We start from the raw sequence: 25,721 nt of genomic DNA on the forward strand, positions 1-25,721 counted from the left end.
AGCAGGCTGACGTCCCAAACGAACTACTTTTTGGCGGCTTTGCGCTCGTCGCGGATGCGGGCGCGGTCCATGGCCGCCTCGACAGCAGAAAAGCGGCAACCACAGTAGTTCTGCCGATACATGCCCAGCTCGCGCGAACGGCGTGTCGCCTCGGGGTAATACGGGCGAAAATCGCGAATGACCGGAGTGAGACCGCGGGCGGCAGCCAAGCGCTCAAGCACATCATTGCAGGTATCGAACAGCTGATACGGCGATACGGCGAGCGTCGTACCCACATATTCAAACCCGCGCTCCTGGGCAACGCGGCACGCCTCGGCCAGGCGCAGGGCATAGCACGCGCGACAACGACGGGGACGATCGGCACCCAACGGAGCCACGCCGGTTTCCCAGCGTTCGCGGTCCTCCCCGGCCTCGATGAGCTCGATGTCGCCATCGGCACACCACCGGCGCAGCTCGTCCAAACGACGCTGCCATTCATCGCGCGGCTGAATATTGGGGTTGGTCCAGCAGATCGTGGGTTCAAACCCCTCCTCGCGCAGCAGGCGAACCGGCTCAAGCGAACACGGCGCACAGCAAGCGTGCAACAACAACGGCCTCATCAACATCTCCTCACCCGAAAAAGCGCACGCCAAAGGACGTGTCCTCGCAGGCGGCAATGCGGCGGTCGCGCAGGATCGTCCGCACGTAATACCAGTCGCCCGTGCATCCCGAAAGGTGCAAACCAGCCGCCAGGTAGCACAGCAGCGGATACCCCGAAAACGCAAATCCCAGGGCAAACGCCGCCGTCACAACAACCGTCGGCGCCAGGCAAACCGCCATGTACCGCCGGCGCGAATACACAATCCCCTCGGCGCAGGCATAGATCATGCACGTCTCACGGTTCGCTCCAAAAGTCACGTGCGCACTCGCGAGCGCCAGCAGCTTAAAAAACACACCGTGCACCAGCTCGTGCACGGCAAACGACGCCATTGAGACCGCAGCCAAGCCGACTATCCAGCCCACGACTGCCGTCCAGCCGCCCGCATCAGCAGCATCCAAGTCTGCAGGCCCGCCCAGCAGCATAAACACCGGCACCAGGCACACGGCAAACACGCCGACTACGACCATCCCCCACACGAAGCAAGCGTGCAGAAAATCCTCGTCTTCAAACGCATGTATGTTGGAAATCTCATTCATAGCATCTTAGGATAGCGCCCCTGCCACGTACCCGTCCGCATGTGCGATAATGTCGAACGATATGCACGAATTGACCACCGCGCCGCCGAGCCCCGCGCCCGGCCGCGCTCTCACCATATGCGAAGGAGTCCCATGGCATCCAAATACTCCATGAACGACCGTCCCAGCTGGCCGCGCCGCGCCATCGTTACCGCCGGCGAGCCCTACGGCAACAAGGGCCTTCACTTTGGCCACGTTGGCGGCGTCTTTGTCCCGGCCGACTTCTTCGCCCGTTTCCTGCGCGACCGCCTGGGCCGCGAGAACGTCATCTTCACCTCGGGCACCGACTGCTACGGCTCGCCCATCATGGAGAGCTACCGCAAGCTCAAGGAGAACGAAGGCTACGATAAGTCCATCGGCGAGTATGTCGAGTCCAACCACTCCCGACAGGCCGCGACCCTCAACAACTACAACATCAGCTGCGACATCTACGGCGGCTCAGGCCTTGAGCCAGCTGCGCAGATTCACAACGAGGTTACCGCCGAGATTATCGAGCGCCTGCACGAGCAGGGCACCATCTCCAAGCGCTCCACGCTGCAGTTCTACGATGCCAAGGCCGGCACGTTCCTCAACGGCCGTCAGGTGATCGGCCGCTGCCCCATCCAGGGCTGCAAGTCCGAGAAGGCTTATGCCGACGAGTGCGATCTGGGCCACCAGTTTGAGCCCGAAGAGCTCATCGCACCCAAGAGCCAGCTCACCGGCGAGGTGCCCGAGCTGCGCCCGGTCGACAACCTCTACTTCGACCTACCCGCCTACCTCGACTTTATGAAGACCTATACCGCCAAGCTCGCCCAGAACCCACAGGTTCGCTCCGTGGTCTCCAAGACCATGGAGGAGTGGCTGCTGCCGGCTCAGCTCTACATCCAGAACAAGTTCCGCGAGGCCTTCGATGCCGTCGAGGACCAGCTCCCCGAGCACACCGTGCTGGAGCCCGAGGGCAACAAGAGCAGCTTTACCGTCACCTTCCCCAGCTGGAAGGAGCGCGACGACGCCCACGCGGTGCTCGCCAACGGCGGCGTGCGCTTCCGCAGCGGCAAGGCGCTCGTGCCCTTCCGCATCACCGGCAACATCGACTGGGGCGTTCCGGTGCCCGAGGTTGACGGCGTAACCGACGTCACCTGCTGGTGCTGGCCCGAGAGCCTGTGGGCGCCCATCAGCTACACTCGCACCGTGCTCGCACGCGATGCCAAGGCCGCCGGCGTGACCGAGGGCGTCGCCGCCCAGGATGCCGCCCTCATGGGCGAGCCCGCCGCCGATTCCACGCAGGTCCCCGCGCCCACCTACCAGCACAGCTCGCTCGACTGGCGCGACTGGTGGTGCTCGGACGACGCGCAGATCTACCAGTTCATCGGTCAGGACAACATCTATTTCTACTGCATCGCGCAAACCGCCATGTGGGAGGCCCTGGGTTGGGACCTTACGCAGAGCACCGTCAGCGCCTGCTATCACCTGCTCTACATGGGCAAAAAGGCGAGCTCGTCCTCGCAGACCCCTCCCCCGCCGGCAGACGACCTGCTCAACCACTACACCTGCGAGCAGATGCGCGCGCACTGGCTGTCGCTCGGCCTATCCGAGAAGCCGGTGAGCTTTAGCCCCAAGGCATACGACACGCGTGTGACCGGCAAGGACAAGGACGGCAACGAGGTGCGTGCCTGCGACGACAAGCGCGTTATCGATCCGGCCCTTAAGGAGAGCGCCCTTTTGACCGGCGTCTTCAACCGCCTGGCCCGCAGCTGCTTCTACGGCGTCGCCATCAAGGAGGGCGACGAGAGCCCCTACCGCAACGGCTGCATCCCCGCCGGTGCCGCTTCTGACACCGTGGTCGAAGCCGCCGAGCAGGCAGCTCTCGCCTTTGAGCAAGCCATGTACAAGTTCGAGACGCACCGCGCGCTCGCCGTGTGCGACGACTACCTGCGTGCCGCCAACAAGCGCTGGAGCGACGCCTCTAAGGCCGCCAACAAGCTCGAGGGCGAGCCGGCAAACGCCGCAATGACGCAGGCCCTCGTCGACGCCTTTACCGAGCTGCGCGTGGCGACCGTCCTGATGCACGGTATTGTGCCGGCCGGCTGCGAGCTCATCTGCGAGTACTTCGACGTCGACCCGGTCGCTTTCTTTAGCTGGGATAACATCTTTGCCTCCACGGACGAGTTCGTGGAGATCCTGGGCGAGAAGCCCGGCGAGCACCGCGTGAAGCCGCTGCCCCCGCGCTTCGACTTCTTTAGCAAGCACGAGAGCCAGTACTAAACACTCGACATGTAATGGAATGGGAAGGAAAGACGGATGTCCAAGCCGCGTCGTCGTAAGCAGAAAAAGCAGGTCAAGGCCGAGCTCAAGCTCAGGCAGTTTGCCGCCACCGAGCTTTCCGACCAGCTTGCCGCCCTCCCCTGCGCTGCCGACCTGCCGCGCTTTATGGTCGACACGGTTGCCGGCGCCTATACGCCTGCCGATGCCGAGCTCATGATCGAGGGCTTCGGCGCCGCGGCCACACGCCCGGTCACGCTGCGCACCAACACGCTCAAGGCGACCGCCGAGGACATCGCCGCCGCGCTCGACGCAGCCGGCATCGCCCACCAAACCGTCGCTTGGTACCCAGATGCCTTCATCCTGCCCGACGCCCAGGTTTCCGACCTGTGGGACCTCGACATCTATCGCGACGGCAAGATCTACCTTCAGAGTCTGTCGTCCATGATGCCGCCACTCGTACTGGGCGCTCAGGCCGGCGAGGACATCCTGGACATGTGCGCGGCCCCCGGCGGCAAGACGACGCAGATCGCCGCCCTCACCCAGGGACAGGCACACCTCACCGCCTGCGAGATGAGCATTCCCCGCGCCGAAAAGCTCGAGTCAAACCTCCACCGCCAGGGTGCCAAAAACGTGCCCGTCATGCGCATCGACGCACGCGAGCTCGACGAGTTCTTCCGCTTCGATCGCATCCTGCTCGACGCCCCCTGCACCGGCACGGGCACCGTCATCAGCGGCAACGAGAAAAGCCTGCGCAGCCTGACCGAGCAGCTGCTGAGCAAGTGCGCCCGCTCGCAGCGAGCACTTCTGGACCGCGCCATGGGAGCCCTCAAACCGGGCGGCACGCTCGTCTATTCGACTTGTTCGATCTTACCGCAGGAAAACGAGGACGCCCTGCAAGAGGCCCTCGACAAGCATATGGACTGCGAGCTCATCCCCCTCGATGGCACGCCAAGCGAAAGTGAGGCACGCCGCGCCCAGGAAGCTGGCGAGAAGCCGCGCATCGAGTCCAACGCCCTGACCGAGGCCATTGCCGCGGGTCAGGTATCGGCCATCGCCAACGGCCTGCCCGGCACGCTCACCATTCCGCCCAGCCGCGAATTTGAGGGCTTCTACATTGCCCTGATCCGAAAACGCAGCTAGCGTACGGATCCAAAACTCAACAAGCTATCTCCGTGCGCGTTTGTCCTGCTGGTCGCGATGCTGTTTAAGCATCGCGCGCTCCTTGCGTTCGGCCCTTTTGCCCTTAATGGCCGTGACCACAAAGTAGATGACCGCGGCGGCAACGATTGCGCCCACGCATAGGCCAATCGAGCCCAACATTACCGAAAATTCCATACCGCGTCACCTCTCTTTTAAACGGGACTTTCAAGATAGCACCTCGATCCCCGCCACCACAGCTCCTTCACGTTCGCCGCCCTTCGGTCTAACGGAGGACGCGGCGGGGAAAAATCAACTCGTCAAACGATTTAGCAAGCACAACGCTGCCGGCACCCTGCCGGCCGTCATCACATAGAATCGAGCCTCCATGGATACCCTCAACGATCTAAATGAGCGCGTCGACGCCTTCGTCGGCACCAGCTCCTTCGACACGCCTGCCGCGGCAAACGACCAAGCCCCCATCGATGTGCCCGCCGAGGTTCACGAGGACATTGTCGCCTCGGTCGATTTCTCCGAGGTCGAGCTCGCAGACGAGTTCACCGAACCCCAGGTAGCCGTGACCCCCAACGGACTGCTTCCCATGGAGCCGCTGCACATCGACGGGCGCCTGCGCAAGGCGGCCCTTCGCATGCCTGACGAGATTGAGGAGGCCAGCGGCTTCACGCTCTTCGGCCGTCGTATCAAATCGCTCATCTACACCACCGACGTCGCGGTCATCCGCAACTCCAATGCCGATGCCGTCTTTGCCGTTTACCCCTTCACGCCGCAGCCGGCCATTACGCAGGCGCTGCTGACCGTCGCCGAGTGCCCGGTCTTCGTAGGCGTGGGCGGTGGCACCACCACCGGCAAGCGCTCCGTTCAGATGGCAGCCGTCTCCGAGATGCAGGGCGCGGCGGGCTGTGTGGTCAACTCCCCCGCCACCGCCGAGATGGTCGAGCACATCACCAACATCGCCGACATCCCCGTCATCGCCACGGTCGTACGTTGCGACGACGATGCTCACGCAAAGGTGCGCGCGGGCGCCAAGATTCTTAACATCGCGGCCGGCAAGAACACGCCACAGGTCCTGCGCGAGCTGCGCGAGCACTATCCCAACCTGCCGCTCATCGCACCGGGCGGCAAGACGCCCGAGAGCATCCGTGAAACCATCGCCGCCGGTGCCAACGCCATCATTTGGACGCCGCCTTCGGCCCAGCAGCTGCAGACCGACATGATGCAGCGCTACCGCAAGATGAAGGAAGACGCCACGCCCGTCATCTCGCACGACGATATACCCATTATCGACCAGGTTGCCGCCGCCGAGGTCAGTCACGTCGAGAACATGAATCCCGACGTGCCGATTCCCGACGAAGTCATCGAGCGCGTTGCTTCGATCCACGATCATATCGAGGAGCGTCGCGCCAACCGTGGACTCAAGCCCTCGCTGCACGGCTTCTTCTTCCGCGGAAAGAAACGCTAGCAAAACATCTTGGCCCGCCCCACAAACGTGAGGCGGGCCGTTTTCGTTTGAGCAATCATGCGGCGATGTGATGGGGCAAATTAATCCACGCGCTTGTCGCCCATAAAGAAGAGCGCCACCGTACCAGGTCCGGTATGCGAGCCAATCAGAGTACCGATGTTATTAATCTCAATCTTGCCTTTAAGCTGCGGAACCTGTTCCTCAATCAGCGCCGCAACTGCCTCGGCATCCTCGCGGCACGCCGAGTGCGACATGATGCACTTACCCGAATAATCCGCACCGTCCTGCACGTGTGCCATCATAGTCTTAGCCATCTCGGAAATCGCGCGCTTCTTAGTGCGAATCTTCTCACGTGGCGACAGCTTACCTTCGCAATCGACCGTCATAAGTGGGCAAATCTTAAGCGCCGTGCCGATGATTGCGCTCGCAGCCGAAATGCGACCGCCGCGCAGGTAGCTCGACAGATCGGTCGAGAAGAACCAGTGGTGCAGGTTGAGTTTGTGCTCCTCGATCCAGGCGGCCGTCTCGTCGAGTGAAGCCCCGCTATCGCGCACGTCGGCGGCACATTCCGCCAGCAGGCCAAAGCCCGAAGACGCTGCCAGCGAATCGATGACGCGCACCTTGCCGCCCTGGGGATAGCGATCCGCGAGCATCTGCGCCGCAACGCAGGCCGATCCATACGTGCCCGAAATACCCGACGACAACGTCAGGTGCAGCACGTCTTTACCCTCGGCAACAAACGGCTCCCAAAACTCCTCGTACTCGCCCACGCTCACCTGAGACGTCTTGGGCATGGCGCCTGCGGCAATCTGGGCAAAAAACTCGTCCGGCGTAATCGACTGATACAGATCGTCCGTATAGACAACATCGTCGATCTCGTAATGAAAACACACGACAGGGATATTGCGCGACGCAAAGAACTCACGGGTTCGGTCGGCGGCGGATTCACAGGTCAGGACAAAATCACTCATATGAGGCTCCTTACTCATTGCTGCGCAAATTATCGCACAGTGAGCCTACATACGGTACATATGTCCACTATTTACCAAATCGAACCAAAAATAGCGAACATCTTTACCACCATCGTCTCCACCGGCCCCACGCATAAATATCTGAGAAAACACCTTCTGTCGTCTCCACTCAACCGCCATATCTACCTCCACTAAATCGATTTACCAAACCGTTCGGCTAACAATTCGGCTGCCCATCCCCAATCGAAACAAAAGCGGCGCATACTGATAAACGTTTTACGCTGTTTATCAGTTTTACCAGCCCTATCGGAAGGTGTTTCATGGTCGCATTCGATCGCAATCCGCAAGACTTCAAGTATCTGCGCCTGCTGTCGAGACAGTTTCCCACCGAGCAATCCGCGTTTACCGAGATCATCAACCTCTCGGCCATCCTCAACCTGCCCAAAGGCACTGAGCATTTTATGAGCGACGTGCATGGCGAGTACGAAGCCTTTATGCACATCCTCAACAACTGCTCGGGCGTCGTGCGCGAGCATGTCGACGAGATTTTTGGCGAAACGCTCTCCTTTGACGAGAAGGGCGAGCTGTGCACGCTCATCTACTACCCGCGCGAGAAGATCGAGCTGGTCCGCAGCCAGCGCGAGGACTCGCCCACCTGGTACAAGACGATGCTTGACCAACTCATTATGGTTGCCCGCTCGCTTTCGAGCCGTTATACGCGCTCCAAGGTGCGTAAGGCCATCCCACGCGATTACGCCTATATCATCGACGAGTTGTTGCACACGCACCCGGACGAGAACAACTATCGCGTGCGCTATCACGAGCGCATCGTGGAGTCCATCCTGGAGACCGCAAGCGCCGACGACTTTATCGAGTCGCTTGCCTCGCTCATCAAGCGCCTGGCCGTCGACCACCTGCACCTGGTGGGCGACATCTTCGACCGCGGTGGCGGCGCGGCCAAGATTATGGACCGCCTGCTCACCTACCATTCACTCGACATCCAGTGGGGCAACCACGACCTGCTGTGGATGGGCGCTGCGGCCGGTGAGCCCGCCTGCATCGCCACGGTGCTGCGCAACAACCTACGCTACGACAACTACGAGATCCTGGAGAACGACTACGGCATCTCGCTGCGTGAGCTTGTCGCCTTTGCCGATGCCACCTACACCGCCGGTGAGTCCATCACCCCGCTGATCAAGGCCATCAACGTGCTGCTCTTTAAGCTCGAGGGTCAGATTATCCAGCGCCATCCCGAGTTCGACATGACCGACCGCCTGTTACTCGACAAGATCGACCACGACACCGGCACGGTCACGCTCGCCGACGGCAGCGTGTGGCCGCTCACGACCAACGACTTCCCCACCGTCGACCCGACGGACCCCTACACACTCACGCCCGAGGAGCAGCACATCATAGACAAGCTCGTGTCCGAGTTTGTCACCGCCGATCACCTGCATCGCCATATCGATTTCCTCTATTCCCACGGCTCGATGTACAAGGTCGCCAACGGCAACCTGCTGTTCCATGGCTGCGTGCCACTCAACGAAGACGGCACCTTTAGCAGCATGAACTGCCTGGGCACCTGGCACACTGGCCGCGATTATCTCGATTTTTGCGACCACATCGCCCGCCGCGCCTGGCGCGTGGGCGACCGCGACGCTCTCGACTGGATGTGGTACCTGTGGATCGGCTTTAACTCACCCGCCAGCGGACGCCTGGTGCGTACCTTTGAGCGCGCCTATATCGCCGATAAGAGCACCTGGGTCGAGCCGATGGACCCGTACTTTACGCTTACCAAGTCGCCCTCGGTCTGCGACGACATCATGCGCGAGTTTGGCGTCACGCCCATGGCATGTTCACCGACCGGCCACATCATCAACGGCCACACGCCCGTTAAAACCACCAAGGGCGAGCAGCCCATCCGCGCCGAGGGCAAGCTGCTGGTCATCGATGGCGGCTTCTGCCGCGCCTACCATCCCAAGACGGGTATCGCCGGCTATACGCTCATCTCGAGCTCGCGCGGCTGCCGTCTCAAGTCGCACCGGGCCTTTACGACGGTTGCCGAGGCACTCACACGCAACGTGGACATCGAGAGCGAGACCAACCGTTTTGACCAAGCAGACCGTCGCCGCATGGTGAGCGACACCGATTCCGGAGCCAAGATCCGCAGCCAGATCCAAGACCTGCGCCAGCTGCTCGATGCATATAGAAACGGTGCTATCGAGGAGCGCGTCTAGCCCCACCCGCGGGGATTGGCTAAACTGTGCCAAGTTTGTCATCCCCGCGGCGCCCCGGCGCCACCATAAGGCAGGTACCATGCAAAAGCTCCTTGCGCAGATCATGAAGTTTGGCGTCGTCGGCGTCATTGCCACGGTCATCGACTTTGGCATTATGAATCTGCTCCACTACGGTCTGGGCCTCAACATCCTAATCGCCAACACCAGCGGCTTTATCATCTCGCTTATCTTTAACTACCTCGCAAGCATGAAGTACGTGTTTGCGCACAAGGAGGGCATGAGCCGCCGCCGCGAGTTCATTATCTTTGTCGTGCTGTCCGTGATCGGCCTGGCACTCAACGACGGTATCGTGTTGACACTCAACGCCGGCCTGGGACTCGAGGCCAATATCGCCAAGATCTGCGCCACCGCGCTTGTCATGGTCTACAACTTTGTGACCCGAAAGATCTTCCTGGAAGGCGACGAGACCAAGTAACTCGCAACCTTACAGCTTTACGATGCCCACGGATGACGCACGTCGAGCGCTGTGTCGTTCGTGAGCTTTGCTCGTTTACGGGCAAATTTTCAACGTTTGCGGATTAGCTCTTGAAAATTTGGCGAGTTCGTATAGTTCTTGGCAAAGACCTTACGTTTCCCTTGCAAAAGCTCTAAAGTATCCTCTGCTCGATTCATCAACGCATTGGATGTGATTACGTGCGCAAGGCACTGGCACAACCTCATACCAAGCAGTTCCTCAAGTTCGCTGTCGTGGGTCTTATCTCCTTTGGCATCGACTGGGGTATGCTCATTGCGCTTGTCGAGCTGTTTCACCTCGACTTTTTGATGAGCACCACGGTCTCGTTTACCACGTCCGTCGTGGTCAACTACTGGCTCAGCATGAAGTATGTGTTCGACCACCGCGAGGGCATGAGCCGCAAGCGCGAGTTCACGATCTTCACCATCCTGTCGGTGATCGGTCTGGGCCTCAACGACCTATACATGTTTGTGGGCGTCACGTTTTTGAGCATCGGCTACCAGGCCATGAAGGCCATCGCCACGTTCCTCGTCACCTGGTACAACTACTTCAGCCGCCGCTTCTTCCTCGAGGGCGCACGGTCGTAGTCGATTCACTATTTGCTTGAATGTATAACCGGTTGGAATTCCCATTCCAACCGTTTTTTGTTTGTCGAGAGACCCGGCGACCCAGTCCCATTCGTATGAAAAACGGGCGGCCCGGATGTCTGTCCGAACCGCCCGCTTGGTGCGATATGTCGAGGTCTCTAACCCGTTACGTAATACCAGACCACGTTGTCGCCGTTGGAGAGAACGTAGTTGCTGCAGGCCGTCATAGGCGTTGTGCCGTTGACGGAGTACATCCAGCCGCTCGTGCCGCCGTACTGCTTCTCGGCCAAACCACCAATCGCGGAGACATACGTGCCGAACGATGAGCCGTGTGCGTTGACAGAAAGGCCCAACGCGCACAGGGCATCGTAGACGGTAGCGCCTTCGTTAAAGGTAAAGGTGCCACCAGAAGACACAGGATTGCCCACAGCGCTCGATGTGACCGAAACCGTCACCGTTACGTAGCTGGACTCCTGCGAGCCGCCCTGTCCGCCCGAGGGAGCGCTTCCGCCATTAGAGCTGGAGGCTCCATCAGACGACTGGCCGCCGCCCGAAGAAGCACCGCCAGACACATTGGAAGTATCGCCGGCTCCCCTATTCTGGGCAGCGGATTTATCTCCAGACTTCTTGCCGTCCTGACCATCGGACTTCTTGCTATCCGAGCTTTTATCCGATTCCTTGTTTGAAGACTCGGAATCGTCCTTGGACTCGTCTTTTGCGTCATTCGATGACTTGGAATCCTTGGAACTGGCCTCGACCGAAGTCGTAGTCGAGCCAGACGCCTTGGTGTCCTTGGTGACGACGCTCTCCCCCGTCACGGTCTGAATGATCCAGTCGATGGACCAGGCACCGCTTGTGGAAGGATGGACGAAACCCAGCGAGACGACGATCAGAATGGTGCACGCGGCAGTCAGAACGCCAAGGAGCGCCTTGCGACGAGGGGCGGACGCCGCCGAAGCGGCGCCCTGGTGCTTTGCATCGTCGAACTGAATGAACGAGGAATCTGGTTGCTTGGGGTCAGCGTCCTTGGATTTATTGGACACAGCCCTCACCTACCGACGTTTGGTGAACACGAACACGCCGACGATGGCGAGACCGATGACGCCGGCGGCAACGCCAACAATGGCGAGCGGGTTGGTGCCAGTCTCCTGCTCGGAAGCATCAGAGGACTTCTTGGCAGTGGTCGTGGAAGCAGCGCCCGTATCGGACTTGGAATCGGACTTCTTGTCGGACTTGCCGTCCTTCTTGTCAGATTTCTTCTCGTCCTTCTTATCGGATTTATCGGAGTCCTTCTTGTCGGACTTGTTGTCCTTGGTCTCGGTCTTGGTCGACACCGTCGTCTTGGTCACCGGCTTCTGACCCGGGGCGATAGCGCCGCCCTTCGAGCCGGAGCCGGAACCCGTGCCAGTGCCAGCGCCAGCGCCGGAACCGTTGCCAGCGCCACCGTTGCCACCATTAGTGCCAGAACCGCCATTGCCGCCAGGGTTAACGGCATTCTTGGTCCACTTGGCATACAGTGTCAGATCGGCCGTCACTGGCGTACTGAAGTCATACGCCTGCGTGCAAGCCTCATCGGTATACCAACCACCGAAAGTGTAGCCATCGCGCGTCGGATCGGCCGGCTTGACCAGCTTGCCGTCGGCCGTAGCAACAAACTTAGTGTCGCAAGCAGACCCGCCGTTGGAATTAAAGGCAACCGTCCAAGACTCAACAGCCCCCAGCTTGAACAGAGTACCCGAATCATTGATGTAGTACAGGTTGCCAGAAGCATCGGCAATGACCGGAGAGTCACAGTACTGGTAATGGCCGGCCGCATCATAGATCTGCGTCGCCTCTGCATCGCCGAGAGTATAGCGATACACGCCACCACCAGCAGAGTAGTTGACGTAATCCTTGCTATCCGCGCTGTTCACGGTGAAGTACACATAGGTCTTGCCGCCCTGAACACTCACCAGCGGAGTAGCGGCAATACCGTTGAGGCCAGCCGGCAGCGCCTTGCCGTCGGCAGCAGCGACCATCGTGGTCTTGTCCGTCTTCAGGTTATAGAGAACCAGAGCAGAGCCCGTAGCCGTCTGTCCGCCGACAATCAGATTGTCACCAGACACCGCAGGGGCGCTCAGATTATTCGTAAGGCCCAGATCAACCGTCTTCTGTTCACTCAGCACGCCCTTTGCCGAAAGCAAAATCACATGGAGCTTTCCGTCGTGCGTCATCTGATAGAAGGTCGAACCATTGGACGGATCGGCAATGCAATCGGCATTTGCGACAGCGCCGAGCTTCATGGTCGAAACGACATCGCCCGTCGTCTTATCAATGCACTTAAGCGTGCCCGCGCTCGTAGGAACAATGGTGTACTTATCCGTCAGCGCAGCGCCAGTCCAATAATAGCCCTCGGAAGGGTCAATGTTCTGCCAAGAGACTTCGCCCGTGGCAATCTTGATACGCTTCAGGGAGCCGTTGCCGTAGGTCGCGTTGTAATTCTCGTCATACGAAATATCGACCGAGCCTACATAGACGTACTCGCCGTCCGAAACGACGGTGCAGGAGCTCTGCGTCAAGTCCGTCAAACCAGGCGTCAGCCACTTGCAGATCAGCTTGTCTGCAGTAATCGCCTGGACCGCACCGCCGTTGAGCGGAACGATGATAAGGCCATTGGTATAGATCGGACGAGAGGTATAGCTCACCTTGGAGGCAAGCGGCGCAGAGGCAACCTTTTTGCCCGTGGACGAATCGATCTTAATGAGCTCGTTCTCGGTCGCGATGTACACAAAACCGTTAGCAATGACAGGCTCGCTGCAGTTGGCATACTGCTGACCAGACTCGGCCTTCCAATCGAAGGCCCACTTAAGACCGGCGGCCTGCGCAGGCGTCTTGGCGTCCGTAACGGACGTACCGTTGCCGCTGTTGCCGTAGCCGGCCCACTCGGCATCCCAATCAGGAGTCGTCGCACTCGGGTCCACGACAATCTTGTCGGGATCGGGCATGGGCGAATCGTCGGTGGTGTAGGCAAACGTAGCCTTGTCGCCGCTCTTGAGCGTGACCTGGTTGGCGCAGAGAGATGAGGGCTCTCCGTTGATAAACAGACGCCAATATTTCTTGGTCGCACCATCCCAGCCATACGGCTTGTGATCGAACGGCGAAGTAATGGAATTCAGGAACCAGTAAGCGCCGCCCTGAGAGGCCTTGTAATCGATAGACTGAGCCTTCAGAACCGCTTCGATAAGGTCCTGAGCCGTAGAGCCTTCGGGCAAAGAAACACTGCTTGCCGAGCCCCAGCAAGTATTGTTGCCGTTGACATCGGGGCCGACAACATCGACAGACCCAAGAACCTGACCGGGGAGGGCATCGGCGTCAGCACCATACATAAAGGTGACGGCGTCGCCCTCTTGGAGCTCGTAGTTGCCGGCACCGACCGTGGCGGACTTGCCATTTACATAGAATTGCCAATAACTGCGGGTCGCAGGATCATACTTATAGGTCTTACCGTCAAGCGGCGATTTAATGCCGCTGAGGTACCAGCCCCAAGACTCTTCACTAGCAACGAGATCAAGACCAGTCTGCTCCAGCAGATCCTTGGCAGTAGAGCCCGCCTTGAGACTCATCTGACCCGTCGAAGCCCAAACCTGCTGCTTGCCGTCCTTGTCCTTACCGAGGACCTGAACGGAAGCATGGACAGAATCGGAGGGCAACTGGTCGCCCCAGCCACCGTAGAACCACGTAACGGTATCGCCAGCATGAATGGTGACATTGTCTGCCGTGCAGTCGCTCGACTTGCCGTTGATGAACAGCTGCCAATAGGTCGAATAATCGAGCGGCTTACCCAGCTCAACGCCGTTGTACTTAAGGCTCAGAATGAAGGAGCCCGCAACAACGGCATCGATGTCATTCGCCTCGAGCGCGACCTTCGTAAGGTCAAGTGCGTTCGAGCCGGACGTCACCACATACTGCGCGTTATCGACCCAAGTCTGAGTCTTGCCCTGGGCATCGCGACCAATGACGGTCACATTTGCGGCAACCTGGTCCTTAACGACAGGGGACGAGCTACCAGCCGTATAGGCAAACTCAATCTTCTGCCCCTGGGTGAGCTTGACGCCGCTCGCGCCAACCGAGGAAGACGCGCCGTCAACAAACAGCTGCCAGTAGGCATAAGTCGCCGGATCGAAGGCAAGCGTGCGGCCATCGCTCGGGGACGTGATGCTTTCGAGGTAAAAACCGTATGCCGTGTTCGGATCGTATTTCGCCTTGAAGCCCACCTTCTGCTGCAGCTTAACGAAGGCGTCCGCAGCCGTCGCGCCCTCGTCGAGCTTGAGTTGCGTAGGTGCCACCCAAGTCTGAGCCTTGCCGTCGGCATCGATGCCGATAATCGAGAACGAGACCTCGACTTGCTTCTTGGCGACATCGCCGGTTTCTGTCGGGTTCTCTGTCTGGACGGCAGTCGCGGCGGCAGATCCTGCTTGGCCAGCGGATGCCGTCGAAGACCGCTCGCTCGCGGTAGGGTTCTCCCCCGTCGCCGAGCCCTCGTCGCCAGTTGCCGCCTCTGTTGTGGCGGCACTAGCTGCAGGCGCGCCCTCGGAATCCGAAACCTCGGCGCCGCTCTGCTCAGCGGTACCGCCCGCAAGCGCTGCGTCCTCGCCCGTTGCAGCCTGCGTCACGGCCTCGGCAATACCCTCGGCGCCCTCGGCCCACAGCTGAGCCGGCGTGGTGCCAAAGGCCATCGCGAAGGCCAGGAATGCCACCAGGCCGCGCTTGGCTACACCGCGTGCAATCGCGCCACGGCGATGCAACGAGGCGCGCTCGCGCTCGTCCTCAAACATATCCATTTGTCCCCCATTGTCTGTACTTGAAGCGTTGCCTTGAGGCTGCCCCACGTCATCGCGCATGTTGCGCTCGAGTTCCCCCATCGGGATCTCTCTTCCCTCCAGAGCCCTATGCACACCGGCAGCATACGCCGCAGCCGCATGCAAGATGGGAGGCGATCCGACTTAACCTTAACGGCTCAGGGGCGCCGTCCGATCTGCGACGCGAACATCCCGAGCCAAGAGGAATTACGGTTACTGGTACAGCCGGGGACTTGCACCCCGATTCTCCCAAACGCGCAGGAAAACCGCGCATTCGTGCGTCTCCGCACCACCATCTAGGCCATCGATTATTACCGTCAGTATGGTATCACGCAAAAGGGCCTCGCACGCAGGCGAAGCCCAAGGTAAAAGCTATTGTTTGCGATAGGAGAATGCGGTGACGGCCGCAGCCTCTAGTGCTTGCCGCCGTGGCTGTTGAGCCAGATATTGCGACCCAGCATAAGCGCCAGCACCAGCGCGCTCACGTAGCCAAAGAAGCCGATGACCGGAATGCCGAGGACAACCGGCTCGATGCGCGCGTAGTACACCACCGACGAACCGATAAACAGACCGGCGATCACGATAGCCATCGACATGCGGTCGATAATTCCGCCCAGCTGTCGCAGCGTCTTATCGCTGCTCATGATCTGCGTGTTCACCTTAAGCTGGCCGCGCGTGAGCATACGCGAAGCCAAGCCCAAATACTCGGCCGCCTCGAGCGAGCCTTTTGCCGCGCGATAGCTGCTCGCGGCAAGATCGCGCCCCATGTCGCGCACGCGCGCATAGGTGCTTTTCTCGTTTTTAATGTGGGTTTGGATGATCTGGATCATGTTGACGTTGGGCATGTACTCGGTCAGCAAACCCTCGAGCGTCACCATGCCGCGCGCGAACATCGTCACCACGCTCGGCAGCTCAACGTCATTCTTACGCGCGAGGTTTAACAGCGAGGTCAAAAACTCGCCGATATCTAGGTCCTTAAGGTCAAGGCCCGCAAAGTCAGCCACGATAAAGTCAAGATCGGACAAAAAGGCCGAATGATCGAGCTCAGCCGAGTCGCCACGCGTCACGGCGAAGCGCATGAGCGAATCCTTGAGCTTGGGCACGTCACCCTCAGCCACGGCGAAAATCATGTCCTTGACGATACCGCGATCGTGACTCGACATGCGTCCGACCATGCCCAAGTCGATAAAGTAAACGATGCCGTCCTTGAGAATAATGTTTCCCGCATGCGGGTCGGCATGGAAAAAGCCGTCGTCGAGCACCTGCGTCGAGTAGTCCTCGACAATCGCGGCACCGATCATTTCCAAGTCATAGCCCGCGGCCACCAAGCGTTCAGGATCGGCGATCGAAATGCCGTCGACGTAGTCCATAACCACCACGTGCTCGGTGCACAAGTCCAGATAGGATTTAGGGCACGTCACGCCATGAACGCTCTTATGGAACTCGTAGAAGTCGTTGAGGTTTTTGGCCTCGGCCAAAAAGTTGGTCTCCTCGCGAAACGAGGTCCACAACTCCTCGACTACGCCGTGCAGGTCAACGAATTGATCGGTGTTGACGAACTTGGAAACGATACGCACCACCGAGCGAATGATGTCGATGTCCTGCGCCATCACCTGCTGCGCGCCGGGGCGCTGCACCTTAACGGCCACGTCCTCGCCGGTCACCAGGCGGGCGCGGTGCACCTGCGCGAGCGACGCGCTGCCGAGCGGGTTGGGGTCGATCGCGTCGAACATCTGCCCCAGGCGCTGGCCGTACTCCTCTTCCAGACAGCGGAGCACTACCTCATACGGCACCGGCTCTACGTCGGAGCGCAGGCGACGCAGCTCGTCGCAAAACCGCTGCGGCAAGATCTCGGAGCGGTTAGCCAGAATCTGCCCCATCTTGACGAACATGGGGCCGAGCTCTTCGAGCAGACGACGCAGACGCACCGGCGTGAGGTTATCCCATACGCGGTACTTTTTGATCAGGCGAACGATCTGCCCAATGCGCTCACGACGACCTGCCGGCGTGAGCTGGTATTCCTCGTCCGGCGCCATTGCGTCGGGCTCTTCGGGGACCATATCGACAGCACGCGGCTTCTTGCGAGCGCCCGAGACGGCAGCATCGACCTCATCGACAACCGCCGCCTCGTCACCCAAGGGATCTAGATTGTTGTAATCGGTGGTGGAATCTGCCATCTGCGCTGTTACTCAGCCTCTTCGGTGTCCTCTGCATCGTCGGGCTCAACGGACTCGACGGGCACCGAGGTCACGTTATCCTCGACCGAATCGACGATGTCGCGCACATGGGCCAAAAAGGCCGTGCGCTCGGGGGCGGTCATAACGCGGACGCGAGCCAGGATGAGCTCATCGAGCACGCGCTGTGCCGCAGTCTCGCCCTGCATGCCCAGGCGCTCGGTCAGGTCGGAGATGGTGCCACCCGCCTGCTCGAACATATCGGACACGCTGCGGGCGATATCGGGGGTGCCGGCATCCTTGCGAACCTGCTCGCCCTTGGTATTAAGGTCGTCGAGAACCTTCTTGCCGCCCTCGACGGCAACGGCGGCGGCGCCGAAGCCCACGTTGATGGCACCGTTAACAAGCTGATCGAGTTTCATAACCATGGTTGTCTCCAATCATAAACAACTGCATTGGCGTTCTTGTACCCAAGATTGAGTGAAAGCGACAAAGCGTTTTAGCGCTATTCGATCGACGGGAAATCCCTACCTCACGTTGTCGTTCATCGCGAAAGAGTTCTTCATGGCGCAGCTCGTGGTGTAGAGCACCTTACCCAGTAGAGCATCGGTCTCTACGCGAACACGCTCGGCAAAGGTCTCATTGGCGCGTGCAAGCTCGGCAGGTACCTCGGCCTCGGGCAGAGCGGCTACGGCAGCATCGACGTCATGGATCTGCTTGTGGCCCATGCCACCGACCTTCTCCTGATAGTCCTCCACAGCGCGACCGCACTCATGGAAGCGAACATCGGCCAGGGCACCGATCAGGCGGTTGGCCCAATAGAAATTCTCGGACGTCACGCGAGCCTGCGTGTCGGCATAGTACTCGGGCATGGTCTCCACGTTAGCGTACAGCGGCACGAGCGCATTAAACGAGTTGGAGCCAAAGGCCATCCACTGCACGGCGCGATACGCCGGCTGCGCATAGGGGCGCAGCTGCAGCACGGCGAGCTGGCTGTTGCGGTTGATGCCGATGGGGCGATAGGCGCCGCGCGTGGCGGGCGTGCCCTTGCTGCCGTAGCAGTCATACTCCGTGCCCTGGTAGTGGCTCGAAAGCACGTACTTGATGTCCTCGATGGTCACCTTGCGCTCGGGCACGCGGCTCCAGGGGATGTCGTCGCTCTCGGGTGTGTAGTCGGCGTCGGGACCGTCCCACACATCGCTGGGGTTGAGGCAGCGCTGCATGTACCAGGCGCGCGGCGTGTTGTAGACATGGTCGCTGTCGCTGTGCGAGCCAAAGGCCTCGCGCGGGTTAAAGACCGCGGCGGGACCGTCGCCCTCGACGCCCAGCGTCAGGTCCAGATGCCACTCGGCCATCCAGGAGCGCAGATCGGTGGAGCACATGTGTTCGACCTGGGCGCCCTCGGCGTCGTCCAGGTCAAAGCTGTCGATACCCAGCTGGTTGGGCATGGTCACATAGGCGTCGTCGGGCACGCGCTTGGCGATCCAGTGGTGTCCGCCGATGGTCTCGAGCCACCAGATCTCGTCAACGTCACTAAAGGCGATACCGTTGTTCTCGTAGGTACCGTAGCGCTCGAGCAGGTCGCCCAGAATGTGCACGCCGTCGCGGGCAGACTTGGCGTACGGCAGCACCAGGGTCACCATATCCTCCTCGCCCAGTCCGCCGGGCTGGGCCGGCACATAGCCGTCCTCGCCCTCGTTGCCCTTGGCGGGCACGTAGTCGACGAGCGGGTCGGCGCCGCGAACGCGCTCGTTGGTGGTGAGCGTCTCGGTTGCGGACATGCCCACATTGAGCTCGTTGAAACCGGCCTCGGCCCAGATGCCGTGGCCCGGGACAACATCGGGGACGCTCGTGTAGCGCATGGGGTTATCGGGCAGTTCAACGGTCAGGTGACTCAGGACGCTCGTGTAGACGCGCGGCTGCTCGTCGGGATGCACCACGCGCATACGCTTGGGCTCAAACACCCCGTTGGACGAGTCCTCGTTGCGGGCAACCAACGTCGACCCGTCGTAGCTCGCGTTCTTACCAACCAAAATCGTTGTGCACGGCATGCGCATCCTCCTTGAGCGAAGAAATCAAACGATAACAGTGTATCGCTTCGGCGCAGAAAGGGCGAAACCACCGCCCCGGCAGCCCCTGTGGTCAAAAACCTATTTCGATGCGCGCTCGGCCGCTTCGATCACGTGTTTGGCGAGAATCGCCGTTGTCACGGCGCCCACGCCGCCCGGCACGGGGGTGATGGCACCAACAACCGGCTCCGCGGCAACAAAATCGACGTCACCCACCAGCTTGCCAGCGTCCTCATCCCAGTTAATGCCCACATCAATGATCGTCTGGTCCTCGCGAACGGCATCCACGCCAATCGTGCGCGCGCGTCCAACGGCGGCAACCACAATATCAGCCGCACGGCACTCGGCAGCAAGGTCGCGCGTATGCGTATGGCACGTCGTCACGGTCGCATTGCGCGCCGTAAGCATGGCAGCAACAGGACGCCCGATCACCAGCGAGCGCCCGACCACAGCAACCTTAGCTCCATCCAGCTCAACGCCATAATGATCCAGCAAAGCAAGCACGGCTTCGGCTGTGCAGGGGGCAAAACCCTCGCCGCGCCCCGAAAGCGTGGTGAGCAGCGAAGCCGGCGTCATGGAGTCAACGTCCTTGGCAGGATCGAGTGCCGCGGCAACCGCGTCCTCGTCAAGGCCGGCGGGCAGCGGGCGGAACATCAGGCAGCCATGAACAGCGGGGTCGGAATTGATGTCCTCGATGGCCGCCAACAGCTCGTCCTGCGAAACATCGGCGGGAAGCAAAACGCGGCGAGCTTCAATGCCAACCTTTTCGCAGCGCTTGAGCGCACCGCGCTCGTAGGATAGGTCGTCCTCGCGTTCACCCACGCGCACGATAGCCAGCGTCGGCACAACGCCGCGCTCGCGCAAAGCCACGCAGCGAGCAGCAAGTTCCTCAGTCAAAGCGCGAGCAACGGGGGCACCCTTCAGCAGTTCAGCCATGGCTATCCCCTCTTCCTTGCGGCGTCGGCGGCGCGGCGCGCCAGCGCATCGGCGCGCGGCAACCACATGTCGAGCAACTCATCACACGCCGTCTCGAGCTCCTCAGCACGAGCGCGATCCTTCATAGACGTGGTGTTCGCAAAGAGCGTCAAGCTCGCGCCCTGCATAGCGGAACGGCAGAACACGGCGCCGCACGCCACATCGGACAGCAGCTGACGCGAACCCTTGTCGGCCATGTCCTCGAGCAGCGCCAGCGCACGCCCGCAGGCATCCATAATGCGATACGGCGGCATAGCGGCCACATGCAGCGCATCCTGAATCGCGGTCGCTCGGGCCGGATCATCGCGCGGAATACCGTATGCCGCAGACACCTGGCCGTACGCACGAACATCCTCGGCAACCAAACCAACAAGTTCCTGCGATAACTCGTCCGCCTGGGAAAACGCACGCTCCAAATCGTCCACGCGATCGGCAAGCGCGGGATTAGTCGCACCGTAGCGGGCAACCATTCCGCACAGCGAGGCGCCCAGCGCGCCCACAAAGGCGCTCGCGCTGCCACCGCCGGGAACCGGCTCGCGCGCGGCAAGCGCCTCGGCAAACCCGCGGCAGGTCTTGTCCATCATCTCTTGGCTCATACGCATGCACCTTCAAGTCATATACATCGGTCGGGTGGAAACCGCCGACCGACCGCATCGATCACATAATGGTGCTAAGTCTAGCCCATAAGTACATAAGCGTCAGCGCACCTGGCCATCGCGGATTTCTATGACGAACGATAGGCGTCGGCACCGCAAACATGGGACACATGGCCCACCTTTCGAGACTTCCGGGCAGCGGCAACTGGGGCATACATATAGGTAAGGAGCCCTATGTTGGGGCAAGCTCATCACGGCACCGGACGACGAATGGAAGAATAACCGCACAGTAAACAAAGACATCATGCGCATGCGTAACCGCCGCCTCAGCGATCCGCGGCACACGATGTCCCTGGCAGACAAGGAGGACGCCACCATGAAGAAAAAGACCCTATCGATCCTTTCCCTTTGCATCGCCCTCTTTGCCGCATTTGCCCTTGTCGGCTGCGGCGGGAACGCATCGGGCGGCGGCAGCAGCGCCTCCAAGAGCGAGAGCAAGGAAAAGACCCCCGTCGCCAAGAAGACCGACTTTATCTGGTTTAAGGTCGAGATGCCCGAGGGCGTCGGCGTAAGCGACTCCGCCGGCAAGAATGCCGACAGGGTCCAGCTCACCTTCCCCGAAGACGAGAACGCCTCGGCCGATCGTTTTATCCCCGTTTGGAAAAAAGCGCTGACTGCCGAGGAATCCCACGCCGACCAGGCGGAAAAGAAGGGGGATACGTTCCAGTGGAAGGATGGCGGATCCGTCAAGTATAACGGCAGGACGTGGCTCGTCGGAACGTACGAGGACAACAGTGGCATCTCAACACTCCTCTTTACCGACGTTGAACCGGGAAGCGTCTACGTCCTTATCTCAAACTTCGAACTGCACAAGAAAGAAGCCGAGGCACTCCTCAACTCCATCGAGTTCCCCGATGACATGGCAAAGGCAGTTTCCGGGGCACGCGAAGTCGAGATTTCGAGCATCGAGATCAAACATTAGGGGCTCGCACGCAGCATCGCATGCGCAGTCATTACATGATCGGACGCCCAGCCGGGGGAGGATCGGATCGGCCGGTCCTCCCCTACTTATATCGCGACATATTGCCATTTGTCGGAACAAATCCGGCCCCAAGAATGGGACATGTGGCCCACCCGAACGAGCCGCTCGCGCGTACAGTAAAGACAGGTAATCCATGGGCGGTTACAGACCGAGGAGGACACGACCATGAAAAAGAAGGCCTTTGCGATTCTCACCCTCTGCATCAGTCTCTTTGCCGCAGTTGCTCTGGTGGACTGCGGTGGCAGCGGCGACGCTACCGGCAGTGGTGGTGGCGGCGGAGCAGAAAAGCCAGCCGTGGATATGAGGACCGACTTCATTTGGTTTAAGGTCGAGGTCCCCGAGGGCGTCGAGATCACCGACGTCGCCGGCGACACCGCCGACAGGGCCCAGTTTAAGTTCACCGAGAGCGAGCACGCCAGCGACCGCTTCATCCCCGTCTTCGACACTAACAAGAACGCCGACGAGCTGTTTGACTACGAGGCAAAGTGGAAGGCCAACTCCGGATGGACCGAGAGCGATCCCGTTAAGTACAACGGCAAGACCTGGCGCAGCGCCTACTTTACGCACTCGGGCGGCGTGACGACCGAGTGCTTCACCGACGTTGAGGGCGGCAGCGTGTACGTGCGCATCGACAACGTCGAGGAGCACAAGGACGCCGTCGAAGCCATGATGAAGTCCCTGGAATTTGCCGATGACATCGCCAAGGCCAAGACTGAGGCCATGGACGTCAAGCTCGACGATATCGAGATCAAGCGCTAAGCGACTGGCGAGCGCAACGGGAAACATGGGCGCAGCGCAAGCAAGCGACGGTGGCCCAGCGCCTCGCACCAAGGGAGGGCCGCATCACCGGCCCTCCCTTTCTTATGCCGGTAGCTAACGAGCGCAAAGGCGCCGGGCACCAAAACCACTCCCCCAAGCGCGGTGGCGACACAAAATGGGCAAGCATCCCAACACGTCCGCCCGCCGATTTATAGCGCCGCGCACACAATTTAAGCCGACACCTTTAAACATCCGGGCAGTATAGTGACCAAAATGAGCGCATTACCGCACCCTGCGAATGGAGGAGTTATGACCGAACACCACGCCATCAGTCGTCGAGCGTTTACGCTGGGCCTAGGACTTGCGGCGTTGTCGCCGCTTGCAAGCCTGCCCGAAACCGCGGGATTGGGCCTTCCCATGCGCGCGGCATTTACAGAAGACACGCCCACACCGGCGGCCACCCTCGACAAGTTCGTCATTCGCCTTCGCCCCGCGGGCTATTTTCGCACCGCGAGCGTCAACCAAGACGGCAACGTTCGCGGCAACGTCTGCCACCTGTTTAACGACGGCACGTCCAGCAAGCTCATCCTTGAGAACGTAACGACCAAGAATGACGATACAAACTGGTATGCTATCCGCACCTTGCTCAATTTCGAAGAGCATAAAAAGACGGGCTACAGCATTTGGTCGGTCGACGACGACTCGGACAAAGATGGAAAGGTCATCCACGTATGGGGCGGCGAGTATGACAACAAGCCCAGCCGCGCTTTTGCGTTCGAGCGCCAATCAAACGGAACCTATATCATCCGAGACCGGCACGGTCGAGAAAGAAACCGAGAAAAAAGACATTAAGTACTTGGCAATAGAATCGAACGGCAAAGACCAGGACAACAATAAGATCTGCCATAAGAGTAAGAGCATTCCGTGGGAGCTCGAACTTATCGGTTACGACATGAAAAAGAACGATGCCACGGTTAGCAGCCTCGACTGGATCACGTACAGCAGCTACGTCGATGGGCCATGTTGGATGAAATACGTCGACGACAACAAGTTCCTCGACGAGCTGAGCATCCCGGGTACGCACGATTCGGGCACCTGCAGCGTGGACAACGACACTGAGCCCCAATCCTCGCAAGTAAAATGCCAGCAGGATTACATTCCCACGCAGTTGCTCGAAGGCATTCGCTATTTTGATATCCGGCTCGGAAAGGGCGACGACCCCGGTATCGACCACGGGGATTACTACCTGCTCAAAAAAGACGCGTACTTTATGCATCTTTCCGATGTCATAGGCTACTTCAAAACGTTTTTGAACGAAAACCCGACAGAAGCGCTCATCATGCTTGTATCACGAGGCAACGACGAGGCTACCGACGAAAGTGTTACGACGGCTTTCGCCAAGGTTTTGGACGACAACCCCAAACTGTTCTATACGTCGAGCCGAATCCCCACGCTACACGAGGTGCGCGGAAAGATCGTTCTGCTGCGTCGATTTAGGCTCGCCGGCAACAGTGTAAGCGGCCACACGTGGGGCCTCGACCTTACCGAATGGGATGACAAGATCAAGGCTCACTCCGACAGCGCCACTATGTGTCTCGTCCAAGACGCGCGGGGCTTTGAAGCCGCGGGGGAAACAGGCGACAAAGAGCCCTATTGCACCAAGGTATACGCCCAGGACAAGTACAAACTCACGGGAACCGACAAGCTCAGCTGGGTCGATAATGCGCTGAAGGAAACGACCGGGCGCACGCGCAACAAGGTGGACGTCGTGGACGATGACGGGGCCAAGGTGCAAGTCCAGGAGCGTTGCTGGTCTATCAACTACACCAGCTGCACGGGCTTGTCGCACGGAGGCAATCCTTTTACCTCGGCACGAGTAGTCAACGAGCATCTGTATAAGAGCCCGTACATCAATCCCAGCGGCACCGAGGATACAAAGTCAGATTACCTCAAGCACATTGGCATCATCGCATCCGACTTTGTTGATGCGGCGCTGGCCCGGAGCATCTACCAGCGCAATTACGATACGGAGCACAAGCAGACGGATTCGTACTATCTCCCGTACTATCTCCCGACCCGCATGCGCATGACGTACGGCGACTCGCTGAGCGATGCCTCATTCCAGGATGGCAAGACCGTTGGCGAGGGTCATTTCCGCCTTGCTGACAGCAGCAACGCGCTCAACGCGACAGCTTCGGGCCATGCGTTTGCCATTGAATACGTGGATGTCGACGCCCTGGGCAACGAGACCGTTACGGGGCTGCAGGGCTCTGTGCCCATCGATATCGATCCACGCGCGCTGACGCCCCATTTTGAGGGACTCGAAGGCCTTAAGGCCGGCGAAGACGTGCGCGCCAAGATTGCGGCATCACTCGAGGGCAAGCTCGAAACCGATGCCTGCACGGCCCAGCTCGAGTTTGTGCACGACGCGGACGGCGCTCCGGGCACGGCAATGGCCGAGGGCGAAACATTTGCCGCAGGAACGTACTGGGTGCGCGTGAACGGTCTCTTGGGCGACGCGGCGCAGAACTACACGCTCGCCAGCGACGGAGCCGCAAGCTTTACCGTAGCGGCCTCGGGCAGTGCGGGCGGCAACGGCAGCGGCACGGGTTCCAACGCAGGCAGCGCCGACAAGAACGGCAAGGGCAACAAGAGAGACCAGGGCAAGAGCTCGGGCGGAAAGCTCGCCAACACGGGCGACGGTTCTGGCGTTGCCGCCGGGCTCGCTGCCGCCGCCGTAGCGACGACGGTCGCCGGCGCAGCAATGCTTGCCAGTGACCGCGACAATACCGAGGACGTTAACGAATAGGCAAGCCAGTTTTTTGGGCGCATCAACTCAATCGGGGCGCAGAATACCGTTCTGCGCCCCGATTTTTACCTTGG

Annotated in this window: 21 protein-coding genes; 10 read left to right on the forward strand and 11 right to left on the reverse strand. The window is 60.1% G+C overall.

Going from position 1 to position 25,721, the window contains the following annotated elements:
- Positions 1–23 precede the first annotated feature (23 nt).
- Together DWW51_RS00990 and DWW51_RS00995 are read right to left on the reverse strand one after the other, a co-directional pair.
- Entirely contained in the window at positions 24–599 is a 576-nt protein-coding gene (locus tag DWW51_RS00990) for an epoxyqueuosine reductase QueH (RefSeq protein WP_117773028.1), read from the reverse strand.
- 10 nt (positions 600–609) lie between these two features.
- The gene (locus tag DWW51_RS00995) at positions 610–1,176 is read right to left on the reverse strand and encodes a DUF3267 domain-containing protein (protein ID WP_055250883.1); all 567 of its coding nucleotides are present in this window, start codon (positions 1,174–1,176) and stop codon (positions 610–612) included.
- Positions 1,177–1,308: 132 nt separating this feature from the next.
- Here DWW51_RS00995 and DWW51_RS01000 point away from each other — a divergent pair, with 132 nt between their 5' ends.
- Together DWW51_RS01000 and DWW51_RS01005 are read left to right on the forward strand one after the other, a co-directional pair.
- The gene (locus DWW51_RS01000; protein ID WP_117773030.1) at positions 1,309–3,459 is read left to right on the forward strand and encodes a methionine--tRNA ligase; all 2,151 of its coding nucleotides are present in this window, start codon (positions 1,309–1,311) and stop codon (positions 3,457–3,459) included.
- Between the two features lie 36 nt (positions 3,460–3,495).
- Positions 3,496–4,599: an RsmB/NOP family class I SAM-dependent RNA methyltransferase gene (locus DWW51_RS01005; RefSeq protein WP_117773032.1), complete on the forward strand. Its 1,104-nt coding sequence runs from the start codon at positions 3,496–3,498 to the stop codon at positions 4,597–4,599.
- Between the two features lie 24 nt (positions 4,600–4,623).
- Here the strand turns inward: DWW51_RS01005 and DWW51_RS10220 are convergent, their stop codons facing one another.
- Positions 4,624–4,794 carry a hypothetical protein gene (locus DWW51_RS10220; protein WP_156058764.1) on the reverse strand — a complete coding sequence of 57 codons (171 nt, stop codon included), beginning with the start codon at positions 4,792–4,794 and terminating at the stop codon, positions 4,624–4,626.
- Positions 4,795–4,984: 190 nt separating this feature from the next.
- Between DWW51_RS10220 and DWW51_RS01010 the strand changes: the two genes are divergently transcribed.
- On the forward strand, positions 4,985–6,076 hold the full coding sequence (locus DWW51_RS01010; protein WP_117773034.1) for a hypothetical protein: 1,092 nt from the start codon (positions 4,985–4,987) through the stop codon (positions 6,074–6,076).
- Between the two features lie 80 nt (positions 6,077–6,156).
- Here DWW51_RS01010 and DWW51_RS01015 read toward each other — a convergent pair whose 3' ends face one another.
- Positions 6,157–7,047: a DegV family protein gene (locus DWW51_RS01015; protein WP_117634925.1), complete on the reverse strand. Its 891-nt coding sequence runs from the start codon at positions 7,045–7,047 to the stop codon at positions 6,157–6,159.
- A 320-nt stretch (positions 7,048–7,367) separates the two neighbouring features.
- Between DWW51_RS01015 and DWW51_RS01020 the strand changes: the two genes are divergently transcribed.
- From DWW51_RS01020 to DWW51_RS01030, 3 genes are all read left to right on the forward strand, one after another.
- Complete coding sequence (locus tag DWW51_RS01020; RefSeq protein ID WP_117773036.1) at positions 7,368–9,284, forward strand: fructose-1,6-bisphosphatase; 1,917 nt, start codon at positions 7,368–7,370, stop codon at positions 9,282–9,284.
- 79 nt (positions 9,285–9,363) lie between these two features.
- Complete coding sequence (locus tag DWW51_RS01025; RefSeq protein ID WP_006235398.1) at positions 9,364–9,759, forward strand: GtrA family protein; 396 nt, start codon at positions 9,364–9,366, stop codon at positions 9,757–9,759.
- 218 nt (positions 9,760–9,977) lie between these two features.
- A complete protein-coding gene (locus DWW51_RS01030; RefSeq protein WP_055250894.1) occupies positions 9,978–10,385 on the forward strand; it encodes a GtrA family protein in 408 nt (135 codons plus the stop codon).
- Between the two features lie 158 nt (positions 10,386–10,543).
- Here DWW51_RS01030 and DWW51_RS01035 read toward each other — a convergent pair whose 3' ends face one another.
- The 7 genes from DWW51_RS01035 to DWW51_RS01065 all read right to left on the reverse strand — a co-directional run bounded on the left by DWW51_RS01035 (position 10,544) and on the right by DWW51_RS01065 (position 21,037).
- Positions 10,544–11,428, reverse strand: coding sequence for a DUF4430 domain-containing protein (locus tag DWW51_RS01035; protein WP_231501533.1), 885 nt, complete (start codon positions 11,426–11,428; stop codon positions 10,544–10,546).
- 9 nt (positions 11,429–11,437) lie between these two features.
- Positions 11,438–15,205: a DUF4430 domain-containing protein gene (locus DWW51_RS01040; protein WP_117773038.1), complete on the reverse strand. Its 3,768-nt coding sequence runs from the start codon at positions 15,203–15,205 to the stop codon at positions 11,438–11,440.
- A 431-nt stretch (positions 15,206–15,636) separates the two neighbouring features.
- Positions 15,637–17,400, reverse strand: coding sequence for an AarF/ABC1/UbiB kinase family protein (locus DWW51_RS01045; RefSeq protein ID WP_117773040.1), 1,764 nt, complete (start codon positions 17,398–17,400; stop codon positions 15,637–15,639).
- A gap of 8 nt (positions 17,401–17,408) precedes the next feature.
- Entirely contained in the window at positions 17,409–17,825 is a 417-nt protein-coding gene (locus DWW51_RS01050) for a hypothetical protein (RefSeq protein ID WP_117773042.1), read from the reverse strand.
- A 99-nt stretch (positions 17,826–17,924) separates the two neighbouring features.
- A complete protein-coding gene (locus DWW51_RS01055) occupies positions 17,925–19,448 on the reverse strand; it encodes a C69 family dipeptidase (RefSeq protein ID WP_117773043.1) in 1,524 nt (507 codons plus the stop codon).
- A gap of 99 nt (positions 19,449–19,547) precedes the next feature.
- Entirely contained in the window at positions 19,548–20,402 is an 855-nt protein-coding gene (locus DWW51_RS01060; RefSeq protein ID WP_117773045.1) for a bifunctional 5,10-methylenetetrahydrofolate dehydrogenase/5,10-methenyltetrahydrofolate cyclohydrolase, read from the reverse strand.
- Positions 20,403–20,404: 2 nt separating this feature from the next.
- Positions 20,405–21,037: a cyclodeaminase/cyclohydrolase family protein gene (locus DWW51_RS01065; protein ID WP_197032119.1), complete on the reverse strand. Its 633-nt coding sequence runs from the start codon at positions 21,035–21,037 to the stop codon at positions 20,405–20,407.
- Between the two features lie 376 nt (positions 21,038–21,413).
- On the opposite strand from DWW51_RS01065, the gene DWW51_RS01070 reads away from it, so the two are divergent.
- From DWW51_RS01070 to DWW51_RS01080, 4 genes are all read left to right on the forward strand, one after another.
- Positions 21,414–22,019: a hypothetical protein gene (locus DWW51_RS01070; RefSeq protein WP_147344013.1), complete on the forward strand. Its 606-nt coding sequence runs from the start codon at positions 21,414–21,416 to the stop codon at positions 22,017–22,019.
- 225 nt (positions 22,020–22,244) lie between these two features.
- Complete coding sequence (locus DWW51_RS01075; protein WP_117773051.1) at positions 22,245–22,838, forward strand: hypothetical protein; 594 nt, start codon at positions 22,245–22,247, stop codon at positions 22,836–22,838.
- Positions 22,839–23,147: 309 nt separating this feature from the next.
- Positions 23,148–23,690 carry a hypothetical protein gene (locus DWW51_RS10255; RefSeq protein WP_197032120.1) on the forward strand — a complete coding sequence of 181 codons (543 nt, stop codon included), beginning with the start codon at positions 23,148–23,150 and terminating at the stop codon, positions 23,688–23,690.
- Positions 23,691–23,694: 4 nt separating this feature from the next.
- Entirely contained in the window at positions 23,695–25,647 is a 1,953-nt protein-coding gene (locus DWW51_RS01080; protein ID WP_197032121.1) for a phosphatidylinositol-specific phospholipase C, read from the forward strand.
- The last annotated feature ends 74 nt before the right edge of the window (positions 25,648–25,721 follow it).

Origin of the sequence: Collinsella sp. AF15-51 (assembly GCF_003462845.1) — a bacterium.
Taxonomy (GTDB): domain Bacteria; phylum Actinomycetota; class Coriobacteriia; order Coriobacteriales; family Coriobacteriaceae; genus Collinsella.